The 19,143-nt window shown below is 62.7% G+C and carries 21 protein-coding genes and 1 tRNA gene; 9 read left to right on the plus strand and 13 right to left on the minus strand.

All coding sequences use genetic code 11. From position 1 onward, the window contains the following. Window positions 1-17 precede the first annotated feature (17 nt). Both IEW63_RS02410 and IEW63_RS02415 read left to right on the plus strand, forming a co-directional pair. Window positions 18-740 (plus strand): AzlC family ABC transporter permease, encoded by a 723-nt coding sequence (locus IEW63_RS02410; RefSeq protein ID WP_188634991.1) that lies wholly within the window; start codon window positions 18-20, stop codon window positions 738-740. Beyond that, the gene (locus IEW63_RS02415) at window positions 737-1,063 is read left to right on the plus strand and encodes an AzlD domain-containing protein (protein ID WP_188634992.1); all 327 of its coding nucleotides are present in this window, start codon (window positions 737-739) and stop codon (window positions 1,061-1,063) included. Before IEW63_RS02410 ends, IEW63_RS02415 begins: the two co-directional genes overlap by 4 nt. On the opposite strand, the gene IEW63_RS02420 is transcribed toward IEW63_RS02415, so the two are convergent. Continuing rightward, entirely contained in the window at window positions 1,054-2,241 is a 1,188-nt protein-coding gene (locus IEW63_RS02420; RefSeq protein WP_188634993.1) for an MFS transporter, read from the minus strand. The two genes, IEW63_RS02415 and IEW63_RS02420, sit on opposite strands and share 10 nt — an antisense overlap. Before the next feature lie 204 nt (window positions 2,242-2,445). Here IEW63_RS02420 and IEW63_RS02425 point away from each other — a divergent pair, with 204 nt between their 5' ends. Next, window positions 2,446-3,618 (plus strand): AI-2E family transporter, encoded by a 1,173-nt coding sequence (locus IEW63_RS02425; RefSeq protein WP_188634994.1) that lies wholly within the window; start codon window positions 2,446-2,448, stop codon window positions 3,616-3,618. Here IEW63_RS02425 and IEW63_RS02430 read toward each other — a convergent pair. Both IEW63_RS02430 and IEW63_RS02435 read right to left on the minus strand, forming a co-directional pair. Continuing rightward, the gene (locus tag IEW63_RS02430) at window positions 3,558-4,619 is read right to left on the minus strand and encodes a metal-dependent hydrolase (RefSeq protein ID WP_188634995.1); all 1,062 of its coding nucleotides are present in this window, start codon (window positions 4,617-4,619) and stop codon (window positions 3,558-3,560) included. The genes IEW63_RS02425 and IEW63_RS02430 overlap by 61 nt on opposite strands. Further along, complete coding sequence (locus IEW63_RS02435) at window positions 4,619-5,308, minus strand: crotonase/enoyl-CoA hydratase family protein (RefSeq protein ID WP_188634996.1); 690 nt, start codon at window positions 5,306-5,308, stop codon at window positions 4,619-4,621. Before IEW63_RS02435 ends, IEW63_RS02430 begins: the two co-directional genes overlap by 1 nt. A gap of 165 nt (window positions 5,309-5,473) precedes the next feature. Between IEW63_RS02435 and IEW63_RS02440 the strand changes: the two genes are divergently transcribed. Next, window positions 5,474-5,564, plus strand: a tRNA-Ser gene (locus IEW63_RS02440). Window positions 5,565-5,809: 245 nt separating this feature from the next. Here the strand turns inward: IEW63_RS02440 and IEW63_RS02445 are convergent. The 5 genes from IEW63_RS02445 to IEW63_RS02465 all read right to left on the minus strand — a co-directional run bounded on the left by IEW63_RS02445 (window position 5,810) and on the right by IEW63_RS02465 (window position 9,410). Next, window positions 5,810-6,838, minus strand: coding sequence for a methionine synthase (locus IEW63_RS02445; RefSeq protein WP_188634997.1), 1,029 nt, complete (start codon window positions 6,836-6,838; stop codon window positions 5,810-5,812). Window positions 6,839-6,851: 13 nt separating this feature from the next. Beyond that, window positions 6,852-7,844 carry a DUF1852 domain-containing protein gene (locus tag IEW63_RS02450; protein WP_188634998.1) on the minus strand — a complete coding sequence of 331 codons (993 nt, stop codon included), beginning with the start codon at window positions 7,842-7,844 and terminating at the stop codon, window positions 6,852-6,854. A gap of 199 nt (window positions 7,845-8,043) precedes the next feature. Beyond that, the gene (locus tag IEW63_RS02455; protein WP_188634999.1) at window positions 8,044-8,475 is read right to left on the minus strand and encodes a DUF3010 family protein; all 432 of its coding nucleotides are present in this window, start codon (window positions 8,473-8,475) and stop codon (window positions 8,044-8,046) included. Between the two features lie 14 nt (window positions 8,476-8,489). Further along, entirely contained in the window at window positions 8,490-8,969 is a 480-nt protein-coding gene (locus IEW63_RS02460) for a nucleoside deaminase (protein ID WP_188635000.1), read from the minus strand. A gap of 48 nt (window positions 8,970-9,017) precedes the next feature. Next, window positions 9,018-9,410 (minus strand): septal ring lytic transglycosylase RlpA family protein, encoded by a 393-nt coding sequence (locus tag IEW63_RS02465; RefSeq protein ID WP_188635001.1) that lies wholly within the window; start codon window positions 9,408-9,410, stop codon window positions 9,018-9,020. Window positions 9,411-9,602: 192 nt separating this feature from the next. Here IEW63_RS02465 and IEW63_RS02470 point away from each other — a divergent pair, with 192 nt between their 5' ends. From IEW63_RS02470 to IEW63_RS02490, 5 genes are all read left to right on the plus strand, one after another. Continuing rightward, window positions 9,603-10,985, plus strand: a complete 1,383-nt coding sequence (locus tag IEW63_RS02470; RefSeq protein WP_188635002.1) for a hemolysin family protein — start codon at window positions 9,603-9,605, stop codon at window positions 10,983-10,985. Then, window positions 10,982-12,019, plus strand: coding sequence for a CNNM domain-containing protein (locus IEW63_RS02475; RefSeq protein ID WP_188635003.1), 1,038 nt, complete (start codon window positions 10,982-10,984; stop codon window positions 12,017-12,019). Before IEW63_RS02470 ends, IEW63_RS02475 begins: the two co-directional genes overlap by 4 nt. 228 nt (window positions 12,020-12,247) lie before the next feature. Continuing rightward, window positions 12,248-13,714: a spinster family MFS transporter gene (locus IEW63_RS02480; protein WP_188635004.1), complete on the plus strand. Its 1,467-nt coding sequence runs from the start codon at window positions 12,248-12,250 to the stop codon at window positions 13,712-13,714. 136 nt (window positions 13,715-13,850) lie between these two features. Continuing rightward, on the plus strand, window positions 13,851-14,183 hold the full coding sequence (locus tag IEW63_RS02485; RefSeq protein ID WP_188635005.1) for a hypothetical protein: 333 nt from the start codon (window positions 13,851-13,853) through the stop codon (window positions 14,181-14,183). Window positions 14,184-14,284: 101 nt separating this feature from the next. After that, complete coding sequence (locus IEW63_RS02490) at window positions 14,285-15,133, plus strand: restriction endonuclease (protein WP_188635006.1); 849 nt, start codon at window positions 14,285-14,287, stop codon at window positions 15,131-15,133. 171 nt (window positions 15,134-15,304) lie between these two features. Here IEW63_RS02490 and IEW63_RS02495 read toward each other — a convergent pair whose 3' ends face one another. The 5 genes from IEW63_RS02495 to IEW63_RS02515 form a co-directional block, all read right to left on the minus strand. Then, window positions 15,305-15,952, minus strand: coding sequence for a lysoplasmalogenase (locus IEW63_RS02495; protein ID WP_188635007.1), 648 nt, complete (start codon window positions 15,950-15,952; stop codon window positions 15,305-15,307). 112 nt (window positions 15,953-16,064) lie between these two features. Next, on the minus strand, window positions 16,065-16,604 hold the full coding sequence (locus IEW63_RS02500; RefSeq protein ID WP_188635008.1) for an ATP:cob(I)alamin adenosyltransferase: 540 nt from the start codon (window positions 16,602-16,604) through the stop codon (window positions 16,065-16,067). A gap of 5 nt (window positions 16,605-16,609) precedes the next feature. After that, window positions 16,610-17,338, minus strand: coding sequence for an ABC transporter ATP-binding protein (locus IEW63_RS02505; RefSeq protein ID WP_188635009.1), 729 nt, complete (start codon window positions 17,336-17,338; stop codon window positions 16,610-16,612). Continuing rightward, on the minus strand, window positions 17,329-18,315 hold the full coding sequence (locus IEW63_RS02510; protein ID WP_188635010.1) for a FecCD family ABC transporter permease: 987 nt from the start codon (window positions 18,313-18,315) through the stop codon (window positions 17,329-17,331). Before IEW63_RS02510 ends, IEW63_RS02505 begins: the two co-directional genes overlap by 10 nt. Beyond that, window positions 18,303-19,076, minus strand: a complete 774-nt coding sequence (locus IEW63_RS02515; RefSeq protein ID WP_188635011.1) for a substrate-binding domain-containing protein — start codon at window positions 19,074-19,076, stop codon at window positions 18,303-18,305. Before IEW63_RS02515 ends, IEW63_RS02510 begins: the two co-directional genes overlap by 13 nt. Window positions 19,077-19,143 lie beyond the last annotated feature (67 nt).

A 19,143-nucleotide genomic window follows, 5' to 3' on the forward strand; every position in this document is an offset into this window, starting at 1 on the left:
TGCTACCTGGGATTAGAATGTCTGCATCGCGGGAATTCCTGCTGGGCATGCGCGATACCATACCCATGCTCGTGGGCGCCGTGCCCTTCGGCATTGTCTACGGCACCCTGGCGGTCTCGTCGGGATTGTCGGTGGGTGCCACCCTGGCCATGTCGCTGCTGGTGTTCGCCGGCTCGGCGCAGTTTGTCGCTGCCAGCCTGGTTGCCTCCGGCACCAGCCTGACGGTGATCCTGCTGACCACCCTCATCGTCAATCTGCGACACATGCTCTACAGCGCCAGCCTGCTGCCCTTCGTGCGGCATCTGCCCCAGCGCTGGCGGGTGGCGCTGGCGTTCTGGCTGACCGATGAGAGTTTCGCGGTCGTGCACCGCCATTATCTGTTGAATGACTCGCCGCTGGAGCGCAAGCACTGGTACTTCCTGGGATCGTGCCTGGCCATGTACAGCCTGTGGTTCGCCTGCTCGCTGGTTGGCGTGTTGCTGGGCCAGGCGCTGCCTTCGCTGGGCGACTGGGGGCTGGACTTTGCCATGATCGCCACCTTCATCGGCATCGTGGTGCCGCTGCTGCGCAATCAGCCGATGATCGTGGCGGCGCTGGTAGCCAGCACGGTGGCCGTGGCTGCCCATGGTCTGCCCTGGAAGCTGGGCCTGATGCTGGCAGCGCTGCTTGGGGTGACGGCCGGGGTGGTGGCCGAGCGCTGGGCGCTCCGCGATCGGCCTGCCGCGGTGGAGGCGCCATGAACACTTTCGAGATTGCCCTGATTCTGGGCATGGCGGTCATCACCTTCGCCATCCGCTACACATTGTTCGCGGTGGGCCACAAGGTCCGCTTCAGCCCGCTGGTGACCCAGGCGCTGACCTATGTGCCGGTGGCGGTGCTGTCGGCCATCGCCGTGCCGGTCATGCTGATGCCCGATGGCGAAGGGCTGCAGCTGTCGCTGGATAACGATTATCTGGTCGGCGGTGTTGCCGCCATCATCATCGCCGCGCGCTGGCGCAACCTGCTGGCAACCATCGCCGGCGGCATCCTGTGCTTCTTCCTGTGGCGCTTTCTCTACGGCTGAACCTGCTTGCGCATGAATGTCAGCGCCACCGCCGCGATTGAAATCAGCACGGTGAACCCGAGCATGCTGTTGACCATACCCAGCCGGTCGCTGGCAAAACCCAGCCCCAGCACCACGGTGGCCATGGTCAGATAGGCGGCCAGATAGAACGCCGAGGTCATGCCGCCACGTTCGGCCGGTGGCGCCGAGCGGGCGATGGTGATCGTCGCGATCACCCCCGTAGTGCCGGCGCCCATGCCGGTGGCAACGGTCGCAAGACTGAACAGCCATACCGACTCCATCAGCACCGCGCCGGCCAGCGCGCCGAGACCTGCGATCAGCAACGCCGGCCCGAGGATCAGCAGGCGGCTGAGGGGCTGGCGCTGGCTGGCAAACTGCGTCACACCCGCCACCAGTTGCCAACCCGCAGCGAACAGACCGGCCAGGGCCAGCTCGGTAACGCCGATCAGATCCCGCGCCATCGATGGTCCCAGGGACGAATAGAGGCTGCCGGTGGACCAGGCCAGACACATGGCGGAGGCGGCAAACAGGAAGGTGCCCAGCAGATGGCGCGGCACCCGTATCGGCGTGGGCCGCCAGGCGCGCATGCTGAACCCCGGTTGCCGCTGGCCCAGGTCGCTCGGCCAGGGCGCCCTCAACAGCATGAAGATGCACGCCAGACAGAGCACGATGGTGACAGTGAAGGCCCATATATGTGCGTGGTTGCTCCAGAGCAGGGCCAGTGAACTCACGGTTGGCCCCATGCTCGCCCCCAGAGTGAAGGCCAGGGCGGCGAAGGTCGCGCCGCGGGCCCAGTTGCCGTTCGGCTCCATCTCGACCACGGCGGCAGTGGCCGCCCCCGTGACCAGACCGGTGCCGATACCGGTGAGCAGGCGGGCGAGCCCGAGCTGATGGATGTCCGAGGCCAGCATGAAGATTGCCGACCCGCAGAGGATGAACACCAGGCCCGGCAGCAGCATCTGCCGTCGACCGACCTGATCGGAGAGCGAGCCCATGGTCAGCAGCGTGACCACCACGCCCAGCACGTAGATCGAGAACACGGCGGTCAGTGCGGTGGAAGAGAAGCCCCAGGCTTGCTGCCACATGGCATACAGCGGCGTCGGCGTATGGCTGGCAAAGATGGTGGTGAAGATGGCCAGCAGGCAGGCGGCCATTGCCGGGGATCTGAGGTGCTTCATGTTATCCGGGTCGACAGGGCGAAGGGTTCGACATTATTGCAGAACGGGCGATAGTATGGGCAGCAGGGGTGATATCAGGGTGACTTATGTCCCGTCATGTAAACAGACTGTAAAAGTATTCTGATTATAGGCCCGCCGGCGGGGCTGCTATGATGGCCGCAGAGAGCGGTTCGGTCTGAGCCCGTCGAACACTGAAGGGAGCCAATGAGTACACCCCCATCACCCACCATCGTCTCGTCCCACTCGGTTGCACGCTGGCTGTTGCTGCTGGTGGTTGTCGCCGGAATCTATTTCTTTCATGGTTTCATTGTTCCGGTACTGGCCGCGCTGATTGTCGCGTTCGCCAGCTGGCCGCTGTACCAGCACCTGCTGCGCCTGTGCGGCGGACGCCGCAACCTTGCCTCGGCTATTGCCATCGTGCTGATCCTGGTGGTGATAGTGGTGCCGCTGACCATGGCGCTGAGCTTTGCGCTGGAAGAGGCGCAGAGCTGGATGGCCTGGCTGGTGGAGGCCAACCGGGTCGGTGCCGAGGTGCCGGGCTGGATTGCGGCGCTGCCCTTTGTCGGCATCTGGCTGGCGGAGCAGTGGAACGAATATCTCAACCACCCCCACGCCATAAGCGAGATCATCCAGATGGCCAGCGGGCAGCATCTGGGCAACGTCTCGCGGGTCATCATGACCATGAGCGGCAAGGCGTTCTCTCTCGCGCTGGCACTGCTGTTCATGCTGATCACCCTGTTCTTCCTGTACCGTGACGGGCGCACCCTCGTGGCCCAGCTGGACCGGGTGGGGGAGGGCGTGCTGCCGGCGCGCTGGCAGCGGTTCTCGCGCATGGTACCGGCCACCGTTACCGCTACCGTTATCGGCATGGGACTGATCGCCATAGGCGAGGGCATCGTGCTGGGTATCGCCTACTGGATAGCCGGTGTTCCTTCCCCGGTGGCGCTGGGTGTGATCACCGGTGTGATGGCGCTGATACCCGGCGGCGCACCGCTGGCCTTCACTCTGGTGTCGCTCTACCTGGTCGGCAGCGGCGACCTGTTTGCCGGGGTGGCGCTGTTCATCTGGGGTTCGGTCGAGCTGTTCATCGTCGACAAGACCATCCGCCCGTCACTGGTCGGCGGACCGATCAAACTGCCGTTCCTGCTGACTTTCTTCGGTCTGATCGGCGGGGTGACCACCATGGGGCTGGTGGGGCTGTTCGTCGGCCCGGTACTGATGTCGCTGCTGCTGGCCATCTGGCGGGAATGGGTGCATGACGGCGACCCGCTGCTGTTGATCGAGCCGACCCGGCCGCCCTCAGCAGGCGGGCCGGTTCAGCGCAGCCCGGGAGACAGCGACAGCCCGCTGGCCAGGGCGCCGAGCGAGAGCGGGTAGTGCTCGTTCAGGGCGCGGTGCCACAGCGGCCTGAGGCCGGACAGGTCCCGCTCGGGTGCCGGCCACATCTCGACAGAATCGATCAGCTCCTGGGTGCCATCCTCCGTCTGCCTGCTCAGCGCAAAGCGGAAGGGGTGATAGCCGGTCATGCCCAGGCGCACGTCAGTTACCACCCAGTAGCCATCAATCAGGTCGTAGCGCAGCAGGTCATTGGTGAACCAGCGCAGGCGCTGATGCTGGGGTGAATCCGCCAGCGCCGCCCGGGCCTCGCTGACCCGGCGCGGCAGGCGTTCCAGCCGGGGCGGATTGCGATCCAGCCAGCTGGTCAGTCCCTCGTAGTAATCATCGCCGTCCACTGCCACCAGGCGCCATAACACCGTATTGAAGGGCGTCGGCGAGACGAACACCGCCTCCGGCTCGATGCCGGCCCGGGTCAGCGCCTGGTCCAGCCGCTGCTCGGCCATCTGCTTGCCCGCCAGGGTGCTGAGCAGATACAGCGTGCTCAGGCCCAGGGCCGCGTATTGCGCCCGCACCCCCAGGCGTCGCCTGAGCCCCACCGCCAGGGCAATGATCACCGCCGCCAGCAAGGGCACGGTATACAGCGGGTCGATGATGAAGATGCTGGAAATCGCCACAGGCGGGGTGGTGAACGGCCAGAACAGCTGGGTGCCGTAGGTGGTAAAGGCATCCAGCAGCACGTGGGTGGTCAGCACCAGCCATATGCACAGCCACAGACGCAGCCCGCTGTAATCGGGGTGGGGCCGGAAGCGCCGGACCAGCCAGGCCAGCAACACGCTGACGATCGCGACCACCAGCAGCGAGTGGCTGAAACCCCGGTGGTAGGTCATGTTGGCGACAGCATCGCCGTAGTCGATGACCACATCCATATCCGGCAGGGTGCCCAGCATCGCACCGTAAAGCAGGGCCTTGCGCCCTTGCCAACGCCCGAGCAGCGCGCCCTGGAGCGACGCGCCAAGTACCGCCTGGGTTATCGAGTCCATCAGAGCGTGTGCTGCTTGTCCTCTTCCACCGCCCAGTCAAGCCGCTCCAGCAGCGCCTTGCGGGTTTTCAGTTTGGTGTTGCGGTGGGCGGTCATGTTCAGCCTGGTCAGCTGCGCGGCCATGGCCAACGCCTCCGCTTCCAGCTCCTCGGCGGGCACCACGCGATCAAGGAAGCCGGCTTCAACAGCGTCCTGGGGGGAGAACATTTCGGCGTTGATGACCGTGCGGTTGAAGGCACTGTTGCTCAGCCGGGCGCGGGCCAGCTCGATACCGGCGTGGTGCATGGTCATGCCGATCGCCACCTCATTCAGGCCGATCTTGAACGGCCCCTCAACGCCGATGCGGTAGTCCGCCGACAGCAGCAGGAAGGCGCCCTTGGCGATCGCGTGGCCGGTGCACACCGCCATCACCGGGAAGGGGTGCGACAGCAGCCGGCGGGACAGTGTCGAGCCGATGCTTACCAGGCCCTTGGCTGCGTCCGCGCTGGAGGTCATCACCTTCAGGTCGTAGCCGCCGGAGAAAATACCGGGCTTGCCGCTGATCACCACCACCGCGCGGTCCTGCTCAGCACGGTCCAGTGCCGCATTCAGCTCGGCAAACAGCTCGGGCGACAGGGCATTGACCTTGCCGTTGTCCAGGCCGATACGGGCAATACCATCGGAAAAACTGTAGGAAACCAGCTCGCTCATCAAAGATCCCTCGGTTTGTGGAAGCTGCCGGTCCAGAGCCGGCCTGCATGGCAGTTTACTAGGAAGCCAATGACTGTCGAGTTCCGTAAATAGGGTTTGCCAAACCGCTCTGGTTTGGGTACATTAGCGCGCCTCGGAACTGGCAACGTCCAGCACCGGGATTGCGGAGAGGTGTCCGAGTGGCTGAAGGAGCACGCCTGGAAAGTGTGTATACGTTAATAGCGTATCGAGGGTTCGAATCCCTCCCTCTCCGCCAAATAAACGAAAAGGCCCAGCTGAAAAGCTGGGCCTTTTTCGTTTATCAGGTGCAGGGTCGGTGAGAACCCTAACAGTTCGACCGAAGCCCGCGAAGCGGGCTGAGGAACGCCCGGAGCGCAGCGACGGCGGTCGTGGCGACGAACCGTCCCGAAGGGGGGGGAGGCGCAAAGCGCCGAATAATCCCTCCCGCAGGAGCGGCTACGCTCGGAGTTGCCTCAGCGGGGCTTTTTCATTTCTACAGCATCAGCCCGCCAGCTCCCTGCGTACGATCTCGGCGCCCGCCGTCAGCGCGTGCAGTTTGCCTCTGGCCACATGGCGGGGCAGGGGAGCCATGCCGCAGTTGGTGCACGGGCAGAGCTTGTCCGCATCCACATACTTGAGTGCCTTGCGCAGGGTATCCGCCACCTGTTCGGGCGTTTCGATGTCGTGGCTGGCCACATCAATGGCGCCGACCATCACTTTCTTGCCACGCACCAGCTCCAGCAGCTCCATGGGCACCCGGGAGTTCTGGCACTCCAGAGAGATGGTGTCGATACTGGACGCCTGCAGCCTGGGGAAGATTTCCTCGTACTGCCGCCACTCCGAGCCCAGGGTCTTCTTCCAGTCGGTGTTGGCCTTGATGCCGTAGCCGTAGCAGATATGCACCGCTGTTTCACACTTGAGCCCCTCGATGGCACGCTCCAGCGTGGCAATGCCCCAGTCGTTCACCTCGTCGAAGAACACGTTGAAGGCCGGCTCATCGAACTGGATGATGTCCACGCCCGCTGCTTCCAGCTCCCGTGCTTCCTGATTGAGTATGCCGGCGAACTCCCAGGCCAGCTTCTCCCGGCTCTTGTAGTGGGCATCGTAGAGGGTGTCGATCATGGTCATCGGGCCGGGCAGAGCCCATTTGATCGGCCGGTCGGTCTGCGCACGCAGGTACCGCGCGTCTTCGACAAACACCGGCTTCTGACGGCTGACCGCGCTGGAGACGGTAGGCACGCTGGCGTCATAGCGATTTCGGATGCGCACCGTCTCCCGTTTCTCGAAATCCACACCATCCAGATGCTCGATGAAGGTGGTGACAAAGTGCTGGCGCGACTGCTCACCGTCACTGACGATATCGATGCCGGCCAGCTGCTGCTCGTGCAGCGCCAGGCTGAGGGCGTCCCGCTTGCCCTCGGCCAGTTCTTCCCCCTGCAGTTTCCATTCTGACCAGAGCGTTTCCGGCTGTGCCAGCCAGGAGGGCTTGGGCAAGCTGCCCGCAGTGGAGGTGGGCAATATCTTCTTCATCATCTGGACCTGTTTAAATCAGTTGAAAGGTGTAACTGGCGGACCACCGCTCAAGGAAATCCCGGTACGGTCTGAGGAAGCTTTCTTCCGCCAGCTTCCCCTGTTCGCGAGCCAGGCGGTTGCGCTCTTCCCTGTCGTAAACGATGCGGGTGACGGAGTAATCCTTGTGTTCCAGGCTTGGCTGGTAGCATTTGCCGGCGACTGAATTGGCGTTGTAGATCTCCGGCCGGTAGATCTTCTGGAAGGTATCCATCACGCTGATCGTGCCGATAAGCTCGAGATCGGTGTAATCGACCAACAGGTCACCGGAGAAGTAGAACGCCAGCGGCGCTACGCTGTTGGGCGGCATGAAGTAGCGCACCTGCAGACCCATCCTGCTGAAATACCTGTCCGTCAGGGATTGCTCCTCCTGCCGGTACTCATGGCCCAGCACGGGATGCTGGTTCTCGGTGCGGTGATAGACCCGGCTGTTGGAAACGCTCAGGCAGATGACCGGCGGCTTGGCAAAACTGCTCTTGTAGGCTTCTGAATTGACGAAGGATCTGAAGAGCTTGCCATGCAGGTCGCCGAAATTATCCGGCACGCTGAATTTCGTCCGGCCTCTGTTGTGCTCCCGCAGCAGCACACTGAAGTCGTAATCACGCACATAGGATGAAAAGTTGTTCCCGACGATGCCGTCAATCCGCTTGCCGGTTTGCCGGTCCAGAATCTTCGTCTGCAACACCTCGATCAACGGGAGGCCAGGGCCGCCGAGCTCGGCACGGGCATCCAGCTCGACCGACACAATATCAAGCTCGACCGCATAACGATCGCCGTTCGGGTTATCCCAGTGCGCCAGACTGTTGAACCGGTTGTTGATCATCGTCAGGGTGTTGCGCAGGTTCTCCTCGCGGTTCTCTCCACGCGCCAGGTTGGCGAAGTTGGTGGTGATCCGGGTATTTTCGGCCGGCCGGTAGTCTTCATCGAAGCGGGTGCGCTCGATGGTGAAATTCAGTTCGGTGGTCATGAATCGATGTCCTGTTCTTCCGACAAGGCGTAGCCGGCCCCCTTGGCTTGGGGAGGCCGGCCGTTGAATGGAGGACATCTTAGGTTGCGCTTATCATGAGCAGAAGTGATTTTATTTCAGATCATCTTTAGTTAAATCGAAGATGATCTGTGAGCGGTATTGCCCCCGACCGTAGGAGCCGCGACCCCGCGGCGATTGGTTACCCCAGAAAATGCCCCACATACGCCGCCATGAAAGCCCCCTCCTGAAATTGCTTCAGCCCGGTTTCGGCAAAGGCCACCGGCAGCGGATGCTCGGCCACTACCGACTTGATCTGCGCCGCCGACACCAGCGCAACGTCGATCTCCGGTATCGGAATCAGCTGAATGGCCGCTTCCAGCTTGAAGCTGATGGCACCACCGGCAAACTTGCCCTTCTGGAGCCGCTCCTTGATGACGACCTTCTCGACCTTGTAGTCCTTCAGAAACTGCACCATATCCGCCTGAAACCGCTGCAGGTCGGCCCGGGTATGGTCCTTCTTCAGGGTCAGCTTGCGGATGCGCGCATCCGGCAGATTGAACAGGCCCTGGTCTTCGTGAAGCAGGCACACCACGGCATCATTGCCGGTCAATTCGATACCACAAATACGCATACTGATACTCCGCCTTAATGTTCTGTGTGCCGCTTGATATGCAGCTCACGCACCTGAGCTGCCAGTTCGTCGTCCGGGCCTTCCACCTCGGTATCGGCAATCACCTCGCCGATGGGCAAGGAGCGCACCCGCCCGCGCGACACTCCCAGCTCCGCCAGCCAGCTGCCAAGCTGCGCTGATGAGCTCGCATAGACGATACGACCCAATCCCACCCAGCCGTGGGCCGCCGCGCACATCGGACAGTGCTCGCCAGAGGTGTACACCGTAGCCCGGGCCCGATCCTCGAGGCGCATATTCTGCGCCGCCCAGCGGGCAATGGCGAATTCCGGATGTTGAGTATGATCGCCCGCCGCCACCCGGTTGCGATCCTCGAACAGCACGTCTCCCTCGGCCGAGACCAGTACCGAACCGAAAGGCTCATCGCCGGCCTCCAGCGCTTCGGCTGCGAGCTCAATGCATCGTCTGAGATGCACGCGGTCCTGTTCATCAATCATTGTTGCCCTCCAGCTCTGTGTTCAGCTTCTGATCAGTCTTCTTAACGTTTACCTTATGACCTCAATCCGCACATTCAGCAAACCGGCAGAAACATCACCGATACTCGCGAAGGCAGAGCGCGACAGGTCGATAACCCGCCCGCGAACGAATGGTCCCCGGTCATTGATGCGCACCACCACGCTCTTGCCGTTGCGCACGTTCGTCACCTTCACCTGGGAGCCAAAGGGCAGGGTGCGGTGGGCTGCGGTCTTTCTGCCCGCCTTGTAGAGCTCGCCGCTGGCAGTCTTTCTGTTCTGGAATCGGTCCGCATAGTAAGAGGCCTGTCCGGCTTCCTTGTGGCCGACCCACTTGCCGGCGGAGCCGGGTTTGGGAGCAGTGCTGCAGGCGGAAATTACCGCAAACAGCAGCAGTAGAAGAACGGGTCTGACAGTTGCTTGCATCGGTTCCTTTCACCATCCATCGATTGTGGCTGTCGCCGGAGTTATCGCGCTCGCTGACGCACACACTCCGAGACGCCGGTTCAGCGGCGTTTACTATACTGACATCCACCATTTTTGCCCTGGGTCCATTGTGAACACGAGTAACTTCCCACGCCCCGACGTTCTTCCCATGACCTATCGCGAGGTGAAGCGGTGATCGAGTCCACGCTCACCCTGCTGATCGGCATTCTCATTATCCTGGCGTTGATCGCGGCCAACGGCTATTTCGTTGCACAGGAGTTCGCTTACATGGCCGTGGACCGGACGCGGCTGGCTGCCCGTGCGGCGGACGGCGACGCCGCCTCCCGGCGTGCGCTTCAGGTCACCCGGCGCACGAGTTTCATGCTTTCCGGTGCACAGCTGGGCATCACCATAACCGGCCTGATGATCGGCTTCGTTACGGAGCCCTTTGTCGGGCGTTCGCTGGGTGAGCTGCTTGGTGGCGTGGGTATCTCCCGGGAAGTCGGCGTCTCGGTTGGCACCGTCGGTGCGCTGGTGGTGGCCACCCTTGTTCAGATGATATTCGGCGAGCTCTACCCGAAGAACCTCGCCATTGCCAGCGCCGAGCCGATGGCCCGCGCCCTGGCACGCTCAACGCTCATCTACCTCACGGTGTTCGGCTGGCTTATCGGCTTCTTCGACAAGGCAGCCAACCTGTTTCTGCGCCTGCTGCGCATCGAGCCGGTGCACGATCTGGATGTGAGCGTGTCCGCCGACGAGCTGCCACACATCATTTCCGACTCCCGGGACAGCGGTGACCTGCCGCATGAGCTGTCGCTGATGCTGGACCGTATCCTCGACTTCCCGCAGCGCGATGCCGAGCATGCAATGATCCCGCGATCCCAGGTCGACTGGCTGGATCCGGATACGACCCTCGGCGAGCTGCATGAGCTCATGGCGACCGGGCACACCCGGTACCCGGTGGTCGACGAAGACACGCCGGTCGGCGTGGTGCACCTGGCGGATGTGCTTGAGCGCCTGGGTGCCGGTGGCGCCGCTGATACCGCTGATACCGTCGATTCGATAATGCGCCCGGCAACGGTCATCCCCACGCTGATGTCATTGCCGGATGCGCTCGCTCAATTGATCCAGACCAATAATCAGCTCGCCTGCGTCATCGATGAATACGGTGGGTTTGCCGGCGTCCTGACGCTGGAGGATCTGGCCGAGGAAATCGTCGGCGAGATTACCGACGAGCACGATCTCGAGGTCAGCGAGACAGTAGTGGCGGGCGACGACGGCAGCTGGGTGATGGACGGTGACGTTCACCTCGACGAGGTCGAGCGGGCCATAGGTCATGACCTGCCCCGTGAGGATGTCGAGACAGTGGCCGGGCTGCTGATCGCCGAACTGGGTGCACTGCCTGCGGAAGGGGACGTGGTGTCGGTCGATCTGCCGGTTGACCCATCCGAACTGGTGGCTGATGTGCCCGTTCTGCGTCAGTTGGTCATAGATGTACTGGAAGTCGATCGCTACGTTCCGACGCAGGTGCGCGTACGGCTGATTGAGACAACCGTCACAGGAGATGAGCAGTGAGCAATCCTCTGGTCGTCACTCTGGTGACCCTGGCTCTCATCGCGCTGAGCGCCTTCTTTGTCATCATCGAATTCGCCCTGCTTGGCGCACGCCGCCACCGCCTTGAGGAACTGGCGGTGACCAGCCGCTCCGCCCGAGCGGCGCTGCGGGGCATGAACGACCTGACGCTGATGCTGGCAGGCGCGCAGTTGGGCATTACCTTCTGCACCTTCGCCCTGGGCGCGGTAACCAAGCCCGCCGTGGACAACTGGCTTGGCCCGGTGCTGCTCCTGCTGGGCCTGCCCGCATGGGCTGCCAATGGCGCGTCTTTTGCCATGGCTTTCTTCTTCGTGACCTTCCTGCATCTGGTGGTCGGCGAAATGGCACCCAAATCCTGGGCGATAGCGCATCCGGAACGATCGGCGCTGGCGGTCGGATTGGCGGGGCGAGCCTATATCTGGCCGCTGCGCCCCCTGATGAAATGGGTCAACCGCATTGCCAACCGACTGGTGAAGGCATCCGGCGTCGAGCCGGTGGAAAGCGCCGCCGTGGGCGGCCAGGACATCGCCACCATTCGGCAGCTGGTGGAGCATTCGGCCCGGGTGGGGACCCTGAAGCCCCAGCTGCAGCAACAGATCTCCAGTCTCATCGACCTCGGTTCGGAGACGATCGACGCGCTGCTGGTGGAAGGAGCATCGCCGACGCATGTGCCGGATGGAGCAACCGTGGCGGACGTCCGAGCTGCCGCTCTGGCGTCCGGCCACCTGCGCATTCTGATGCTGGGCGACAGCGCCGCTGATCCACTGGTAGTGCACCTTCGTGACACATTGCTGGAACCGGACTCCAGGCCGGCACGCGAGATTGCCCGCCCGGTTCATCTGCTGGATGCGCAGACGCCGATCTACGAAGCCATGGCCCGGATGCGCCAGTCCAGCGTGCAGCTTGCTGCAGTGATGAGCGATGGGCAGATGCGTGGCGTCATTACCCTGGCGGACATTCTGCAACGATTGCTGCCGATGACCATGCGCCATCAGCGCCCTGAACCCGGCATGTAACCACCTGCGCCGGGGCGTCACTCGCCGCTGAATATTACCTGTAATAAAACTCAACAATACTGAGCGCCACCCTACCCAATAAGCGGATATAGTGGATCTGGGTCGTCTGGTCGGAAGAGCTTTCAACTGTTCTCCGGGCCAGGCAGACGCCGTCATGAGTGGGTAACATCAGCGTGCGATTACAGCCCGCATCAAACCTATAACAACAACCTGGAAGGCGCATTGTCCATGAGATCCATCACTGCCAGAGAAGGGGGAGACCAAGGCCACTTGACCGGCTACGGCTCCAAGGCGTACCGCAATTATGTGCTCTTCGCGCTGACATTCATTTACATCCTGAATTTCGTCGACCGCGCCCTGCTGGCGGTCGTCGGCCCCGATCTGGTGCCCGACCTCGGGCTCACCGACACCCAGTTCGGGCTTCTCACCGGCTTCGGTTTCGCCTTGCTCTACACGGCCGTGGGCGTCCCGCTGGCGCGCTATGCCGATGTCGCCAACCGTGTCTGGATCATGACCGTCTGCGTGGCCCTGTGGTCGCTGATGACCGCGCTTTGCGGCCTGGCCACGGAAGTCACCATCGGCTCGGTCACCATCGGCGCGTTCTGGATTCTGCTGATGTGTCGGGTCGGTGTGGGTATCGGCGAGGCCGGCTGCACGCCGCCAGCCAACTCCCTGATCGCCGACTATTTCATCCCGCGTGAACGGTCCCAGGCGCTGGGCTTCTACGCCATGGGCGTCACGCTAGGCACCATGTTCGCCAACATCATCGGCGGCTGGGTGACCGACGTGTTCGACTGGCGCACCGCTTTCTTCGTTGTTGGCTTGCCGGGCCTGCTCGTCGCGCTTGTTTTCAAGCTCACGGTCAAGGAGCCGCCGCGGGGCTACACCGATCCGCCGGAAGCCACGAAAAAGGAGCGAGCCAGCCTGAGCGAGGCTATCCACGAGCTGATGCGCAAGCCTGCCTTCTGGCTGATGACCGCCGGCGCCACCATTGCCGCGTTCTGCGGTTACGGTATCTCCTCGTTCCAGTCACTCTTCCTGGTGCGCACCTACGAAATCACCGCCGGTCAGGCTGCCATCTGGATCAACACGCCGGTCGCCCTGTCCGCTGCGGTCGGCACCTTCGCCACCGGTTGGCTGGCGACCAGGATCTACAAGAAGCACCCCGGCGCCATCGCCTGGGTACCGGCGGCAGGCCTGGCACTGTCGATTCCCTTCTATGTCTTCGCCTTCACCACAAACAATCTGCTCTACGCTGCGCTCGGGCTGATTATCGGCGGCTTCGTGAAATACGGCTATCTGGCCGCTCAGTACACGATCGGCCAGGGCGTGGTAAGCATGCGCGTACGTGCAATGGCCACCGCAGTGATGCTGCTTCTGGTCAACCTGATCGGTTACGGCTTCGGCCCGCTGTTCATTGGCCTGATCTCCGACATCTTCTTCAACTCCGGTGCCGCCGAATACGGCGTAGCGGCTGGCGAACTGGCCCGCAACCAGTGCCACCCCTCCGTGATCGGTCAACTGAGCCCGGAGCTGCGGGAAGTCTGCGGACAGGTCTACGCGCAGAGCCTGCAGACCTCCATGGTCATCATGGCCTGCCTGTACGGAGCCAGCGCAATCTGCTTCCTGTTGACCTGGACCCGGTTGGGCAAGGATATGGTGGACAGAGAGGTGAAAACGCCGGCTACGGCATAATGGCTACCGAGAGGGCGCGTTGCGCCCTCTTTTTTGCCTGAAATACTGGAGCAGTTGGGGCAGTGGACCGCAGCGACGGTTTGCCCAGGCTGAGGAAAAGGGTAATGTGGGTTTCCCTTGGACATGGAGCGTTGAGATGAGAAAACTGGCTGTTCTCCTTTTGCTGATAGGTGCGCCACTTGCAGCCGAGGAACGACAAAAGCCGATCGCCACGCAAGTCGGCGAGGCGATACAACCAGCCGCCCAAGCCATATCCAGATCAGTGAATAACACCGTTCTTGAATACATGGCCGCGTCCGAGGGGCCTTTGGGACAGGGGGCCCGTACCGCACTGGAAAGCCGTGCAAGGCAGGAAGCTATAGCCAATAGAGGACCGAGGCGAAATATGAAAGATTGCATCAAGCCCGATAGCGTGATCGATGACGACGTTAAGGAATGTATGGAAGGAACGCGTCAAAAGACCTGGTAAGCGCTGGCTGAGCTTGAGTGCCTCGCCTGGACCTTTGCCTACTTGTACCAAACGGGGTAACGTCGATCTTAGCAAAGGCGCCCTGATACAGGAGACCATGGATGGCTCGTCGCAAGCGCACGTCAGGTTTCGAAGATCTCATCAATATTATGGCTCGGCTGCCCTGGTGGGCCTGTCTGGGTATTGCTCTGCTCTCATGGCTGATACTCAGCTCCATTGCCAGCAGACCTATGGACGTATCCGGCGCCACGCTGGACCAGGTAGGCGGAATAGTTATGGGGCAACTGCTGCGCACTTTCGCCTACGGAGGCCAGTACCTCCTCCCCTTCGCCTGCGTACTCGCCGCCATCAGCTCTGTTGTGTCCCGTGTACGTCGCAAGAAACTCCTTGCCGACGTACAGGCCGCCACCCAGCCCGGCAAGGCGATCGACGGCCTGAACTGGCGCCAGTTTGAGCAACTGGTCGGCGAAGCCTTCCGCCGCCAGGGGTACAGCATCACCGAAACCGGCGGCAACGGCCCCGACGGCGGGGTGGACTTGGTTTTGCGCAAGGATAGTGAAAAGTATCTGGTGCAATGCAAACACTGGCGCTCGCTCAAGGTGGGCGTCGCCGTGATCCGCGAGTTCTTCGGGGCCATGGCAGTGGAGGGTGCTGCGGGTGGGTTTGTAGTTACCTCGGGGCGATTTACTAAAGAAGCGCAGGGTTTTGCATCGGGTCGCAATATTCAGCTGGTTGACGGAATAGCCCTCAAACAGTGGGTAACCCAACACAAAGCTCAGCAGACCGGACCTGTTGCAGAGCCGGCCGCTATCACGCAACCACTCCCGCCGAGCTGCCCCAACTGCAATGCCACGATGATCAAGCGCACCGCCAAGCGGGGCGCGAATGCCGGTGATAGTTTCTGGGGCTGCTCGGATTATCCCAGGTGTAAGTCAGTAGTGAATATCTGACAGGGACAAGCAGATGAATCAGCGCAACGCGAAGGACGAACCCAGTACCGGCTACATAGGCTGAACAACCGACGGCGGCGGGACACCGCGCTACACCAAACACCCGGCTGGTTGCCTTGATTCGAAGGTGATATTGCCTTTTTAGCTTCCGTTCTCAGCTGAAAGCGGACATTAGGGGCCTCCCCACTTCAGTCTCACCACCCCCGCCGCAATCAAGACCTGCCCCGTAAAATAAACCGCCACAATCACCTGCACCGCATACTCAAACGGCATCGCAAACTTATTCACCCCGATCAGCGAGTCCGCTATCACGAACAGCATTGCGCCCAGCCACAGCATGCCGGGTTTGTCTTCTACCCGGCAGGCCATGATGGCCATGGCGTAGAGGCAGAATAGGTAGATAGCGACTGGTAGTTGATAGGCGCCGGCGGCGGGTACCAGCCAGAGAGCCAGCAGGAGGCTATAGAGGGTGACCGGGAGCATGCGCCAGCGCAGCCATGGCTTGCCTTTGGCCATGAGGGCGAAGGCGGCGACGAGGGCGAGTTGATTGACCAGAAAGGAGCAGAGTGCCTGGATAAACAGGCCGTCGCGGTCGCCGTAGTCGAGGAAGAAGTCGCCGCCGGCGGCTCCGATAAATGCCACGGCCAGCAGTATGCCGATAATCCCGCGCCAGGCTCGCCAGGCAAGCAGCGCAAATGTGAGCATGGGGATAGGCTTGAGCAGCCAGCTCAGCGGGTAGGGCTTGAGGGGGATCAATGCGAGGTAGATCAGCCCCAATGCAACGGCGACTGCAAAACTGCGGCGCTCGAGCGCGGTCATGCGATACTCCTGACGTTGTTATTGTTTTGCCATCATGCTCGCGTTTCGGACGTAGGGCGTCAAGTCAGGATGGGTAGGTTTCTTCAGCGCTAGGCGTTGGCTTGGCGCGAGGTCAGGAATCCCGCCCATAACTCCGACTAACGAACCCCGGCTCCACAACTCCGCGACGCTTGTTGATCACCAGCGTCAGCACAAAGAAGAAGTTACACAACATATTGCACATCCGCGGCAGCAGCATGGGCACTTCCTTGCCTTCCTGGTCGACCCTGACCATGGCGCGGATGGCTTTCTTGCAGGCGGAGCGGGCCAGGTGCAGTTGTGGGACGGGTGGGGTACCGCGGGGGAGGACGAAGCCGTGAAGGCGGTCGGCTACTTCTTCTTTGTAGTGGTTCAGGCGCGTTTGCAACCAGGCCTGGTCTTCTTCGCTGACGGCGAGGCGGCCGCGGATGGAGCCGTTGATGTGGAAGGCCAGCGGCTGTATCTGCTCAAGATCTGCGGCAATGTCCGGCATGTCTTCAGGCAGATGGGAAATGATCGCGCCGATGTGGCCGCACAGTTCATCGGTGATGATCTCGAAGTCGCACAGCGACGAGCTCTCGTACATGAAGGGATAACACATCTCGTCAATGTTCTTGCCGAACTTGAACGCCATGGACTTTACCTCGGAATAATCACAGGCGGATCGCTTTCCAGGTCGATATGCGCGTCGATCTGAAAGGCCTGTTGCAGGTGGTGTCTGGTCAGCACCTCGGCGGGTGTGCCCAGTGCCAGCAGCCTGCCTTCGTGCAGCAGGCACAGCCGGTCGCAGTAACGGGCGGCAAGGGACAGATCGTGGATCGACAGCATGACCGCCCGCCCGCTCCGGGCGTAGCGGCGCAGCAGGCGCAACACGTTCTGCTGCTGGAACAGGTCGAGGCTGGCGACCGGCTCGTCGGCCAGTATCACCCTGGGTTGGCCGGCCAGTACCCGCGCCAGCCAGACCCTGGCCTGCTGGCCGCCGGAGAGCTGATCTACCTGACGATCCAGCCAGCTATCCACCCCGGCTACCGCTGCGGCCTGGGCAATGGCATCGGCGTTGTCGTCGCCCCAGGGCAGGCGTCCGAGGCTGATGACATCCCGCACGGTAAGCGCCCAGGCGCTGGTACTGCTCTGCGGTAGAAAGCCCAGCTGCTGCGCGCGCTGGCGCTGGGGCAGGGTCTTTATCGCGGTGCCGGCCAGGTGTATGTCGCCCTGGTGGGCCTGAATACCCGCCAGGCAATGCAGCAGGGTGGATTTGCCCGCGCCGTTGGCGCCGATGATGCCGAGCATTTCTCCGGCTTTCAGGTTCAGGTTGACGTCCATCAGCCGCTGGCCGACGCCCAGGTGCTGGATGCTGATCAGATCCACCGCTTGCGCTCCTTCCATACCAGCCAGATGAACAGCGGTGCGCCCAGCAGCGAGGTCAGTACGCCCAGTTTCAGTTCGCGGCCGGGGGGCAGCAGGCGTACGCCGATATCTGCCAGGCACACCAGAATGGCGCCGGCCAGCGCTGCGGGAATCAGCAGCCGCTCCGGCCGATGCTGTACCAGCGGCCGCAGGATATGCGGCACCAGGAGGCCGACGAAGCCGATACTCCCCGCCACTGCCACCGAGGAGCCGACCAGCATGGCCGCGCCCAGCACCAGCATGATGCTGCCAAAGCGCACGTTCAGGCCCAGGCTGCGGGCCACTTCGTCGCCCAGGCTCAGGCCGCTGAGCAGACGGCGCTGGCTGAGGATCAGTGCGCTGCCCGCCAGAAGGGCGGGGCACAGCAGCCACAGGTGTTCCAGCCCCCGTTCGGACACCGACCCCAGAAGCCAGAACACCAGCTCCTGCATGGCATAGGGATTGGGGGCGAAGTTGAGCACGGTCGCCAGGGCCGCGCCGCTCAGGGTGGAAATGGCCAGACCGGCCATGATGACCATGTGCGAGCGGGCCGAGCCGGCCAGCATCAGCATCAGGGTCAGCGCCACGGCAGCGCCGATCAGCCCGGCGACGCCCGGTGCGGCGGCGCCCAGTTGCGGGAACAGACCGAAGTAGAACACGCTGGCAGCGCCCAGTGCGGCGCCCTGGCTGGCGCCGGTGAGGCTGGGTTCGGCCAGGGGGTTGCGCAGCAGGCCCTGCAGGGCAGCGCCGCTCAGTCCCAGCGCGGCACCGACGCACAGCGCGATCAGGGTGCGCGGCAGGCGGATCTCGCCGATGACGATGGCGTCCAGCCCGACCTGGCCGGTCAGAAAGCCGTACAGGCCGGGCAGCACGGCCACGGATGTGGAGCCGACGCCAAGCGACAGCAGGAAGGTCGCCAGTAACAGGCCCAGCAGCGCCGGGGTAATCAGTCGAGCCATTGATTGAGTTGCCTTATCAGATCCCAGGTCCAGGGACCGGGACATTGCCAGCGCCAGTATTCGGTACTCAGCCAGCCGTCGGCGGGCACGCTGCGGCGCAGTACCGGATGTTCGGCGAAGCGATTGGCCAGCGCCTGATGTTCCGGTGCGGCAAAGAGTATGGCATCCGGCGGGTCGCTGACGATCTGTTCCAGATCCAGCCTGACCAGCCCCTCGTGATGCAGGTAGTTCCGCCAGCCGGCCTGCTCGAGGATCTGGTGTTCAAAGGTGCCGGGCCCGGTGCCGATGGCGTTGGCGTCCAGCAGCAGCAGGCGTTTGGCGTCGAGTGCCGGCGATGAGGGGGCGGGCGCGGGTGCTGCCTGCTCTGGATCACCACCGATCAGGGTCAACAGCTGGCGCTCGTAGGCTTCCACCTCGGTAAAGGTCGTCGGCAAGGCCAGCACCTCGACCCGGTAACCCAGGCTGCGCAGGCGTTCTCGCAACAGCAGTGCGCTGAATTGCCCGGCCAGGACCAGATCAGGCTGCAGCTCAACCACCTGTTCCAGAGTACCGTCGTGGCTCGGCCAGCCTGCCTCGATCCATTGGATCGGATAACGCTTGTGCATGGGTGACAACGCTGCCACCTGCGCCGGATCGGCATGGTGGGCCAGGATCCAGTCCATGCACAGGTCGAGGGAGACGATGCGCTTCGGCGGTTCGGCAACAGCCGGGAAAATGTTGAGCAGACACAGGGCGACCAGACCAGACAGCGCCCGACGCAACCCTCCCGTTACCCCAGTGCGCGGGGGCGGGGTGGGGTGGCGTCCAGCCGGAGGCTGAGGAGAGTGC

This window comes from Halopseudomonas pertucinogena, assembly GCF_014646575.1.
GTDB classification, from domain to species: domain Bacteria; phylum Pseudomonadota; class Gammaproteobacteria; order Pseudomonadales; family Pseudomonadaceae; genus Halopseudomonas; species Halopseudomonas pertucinogena.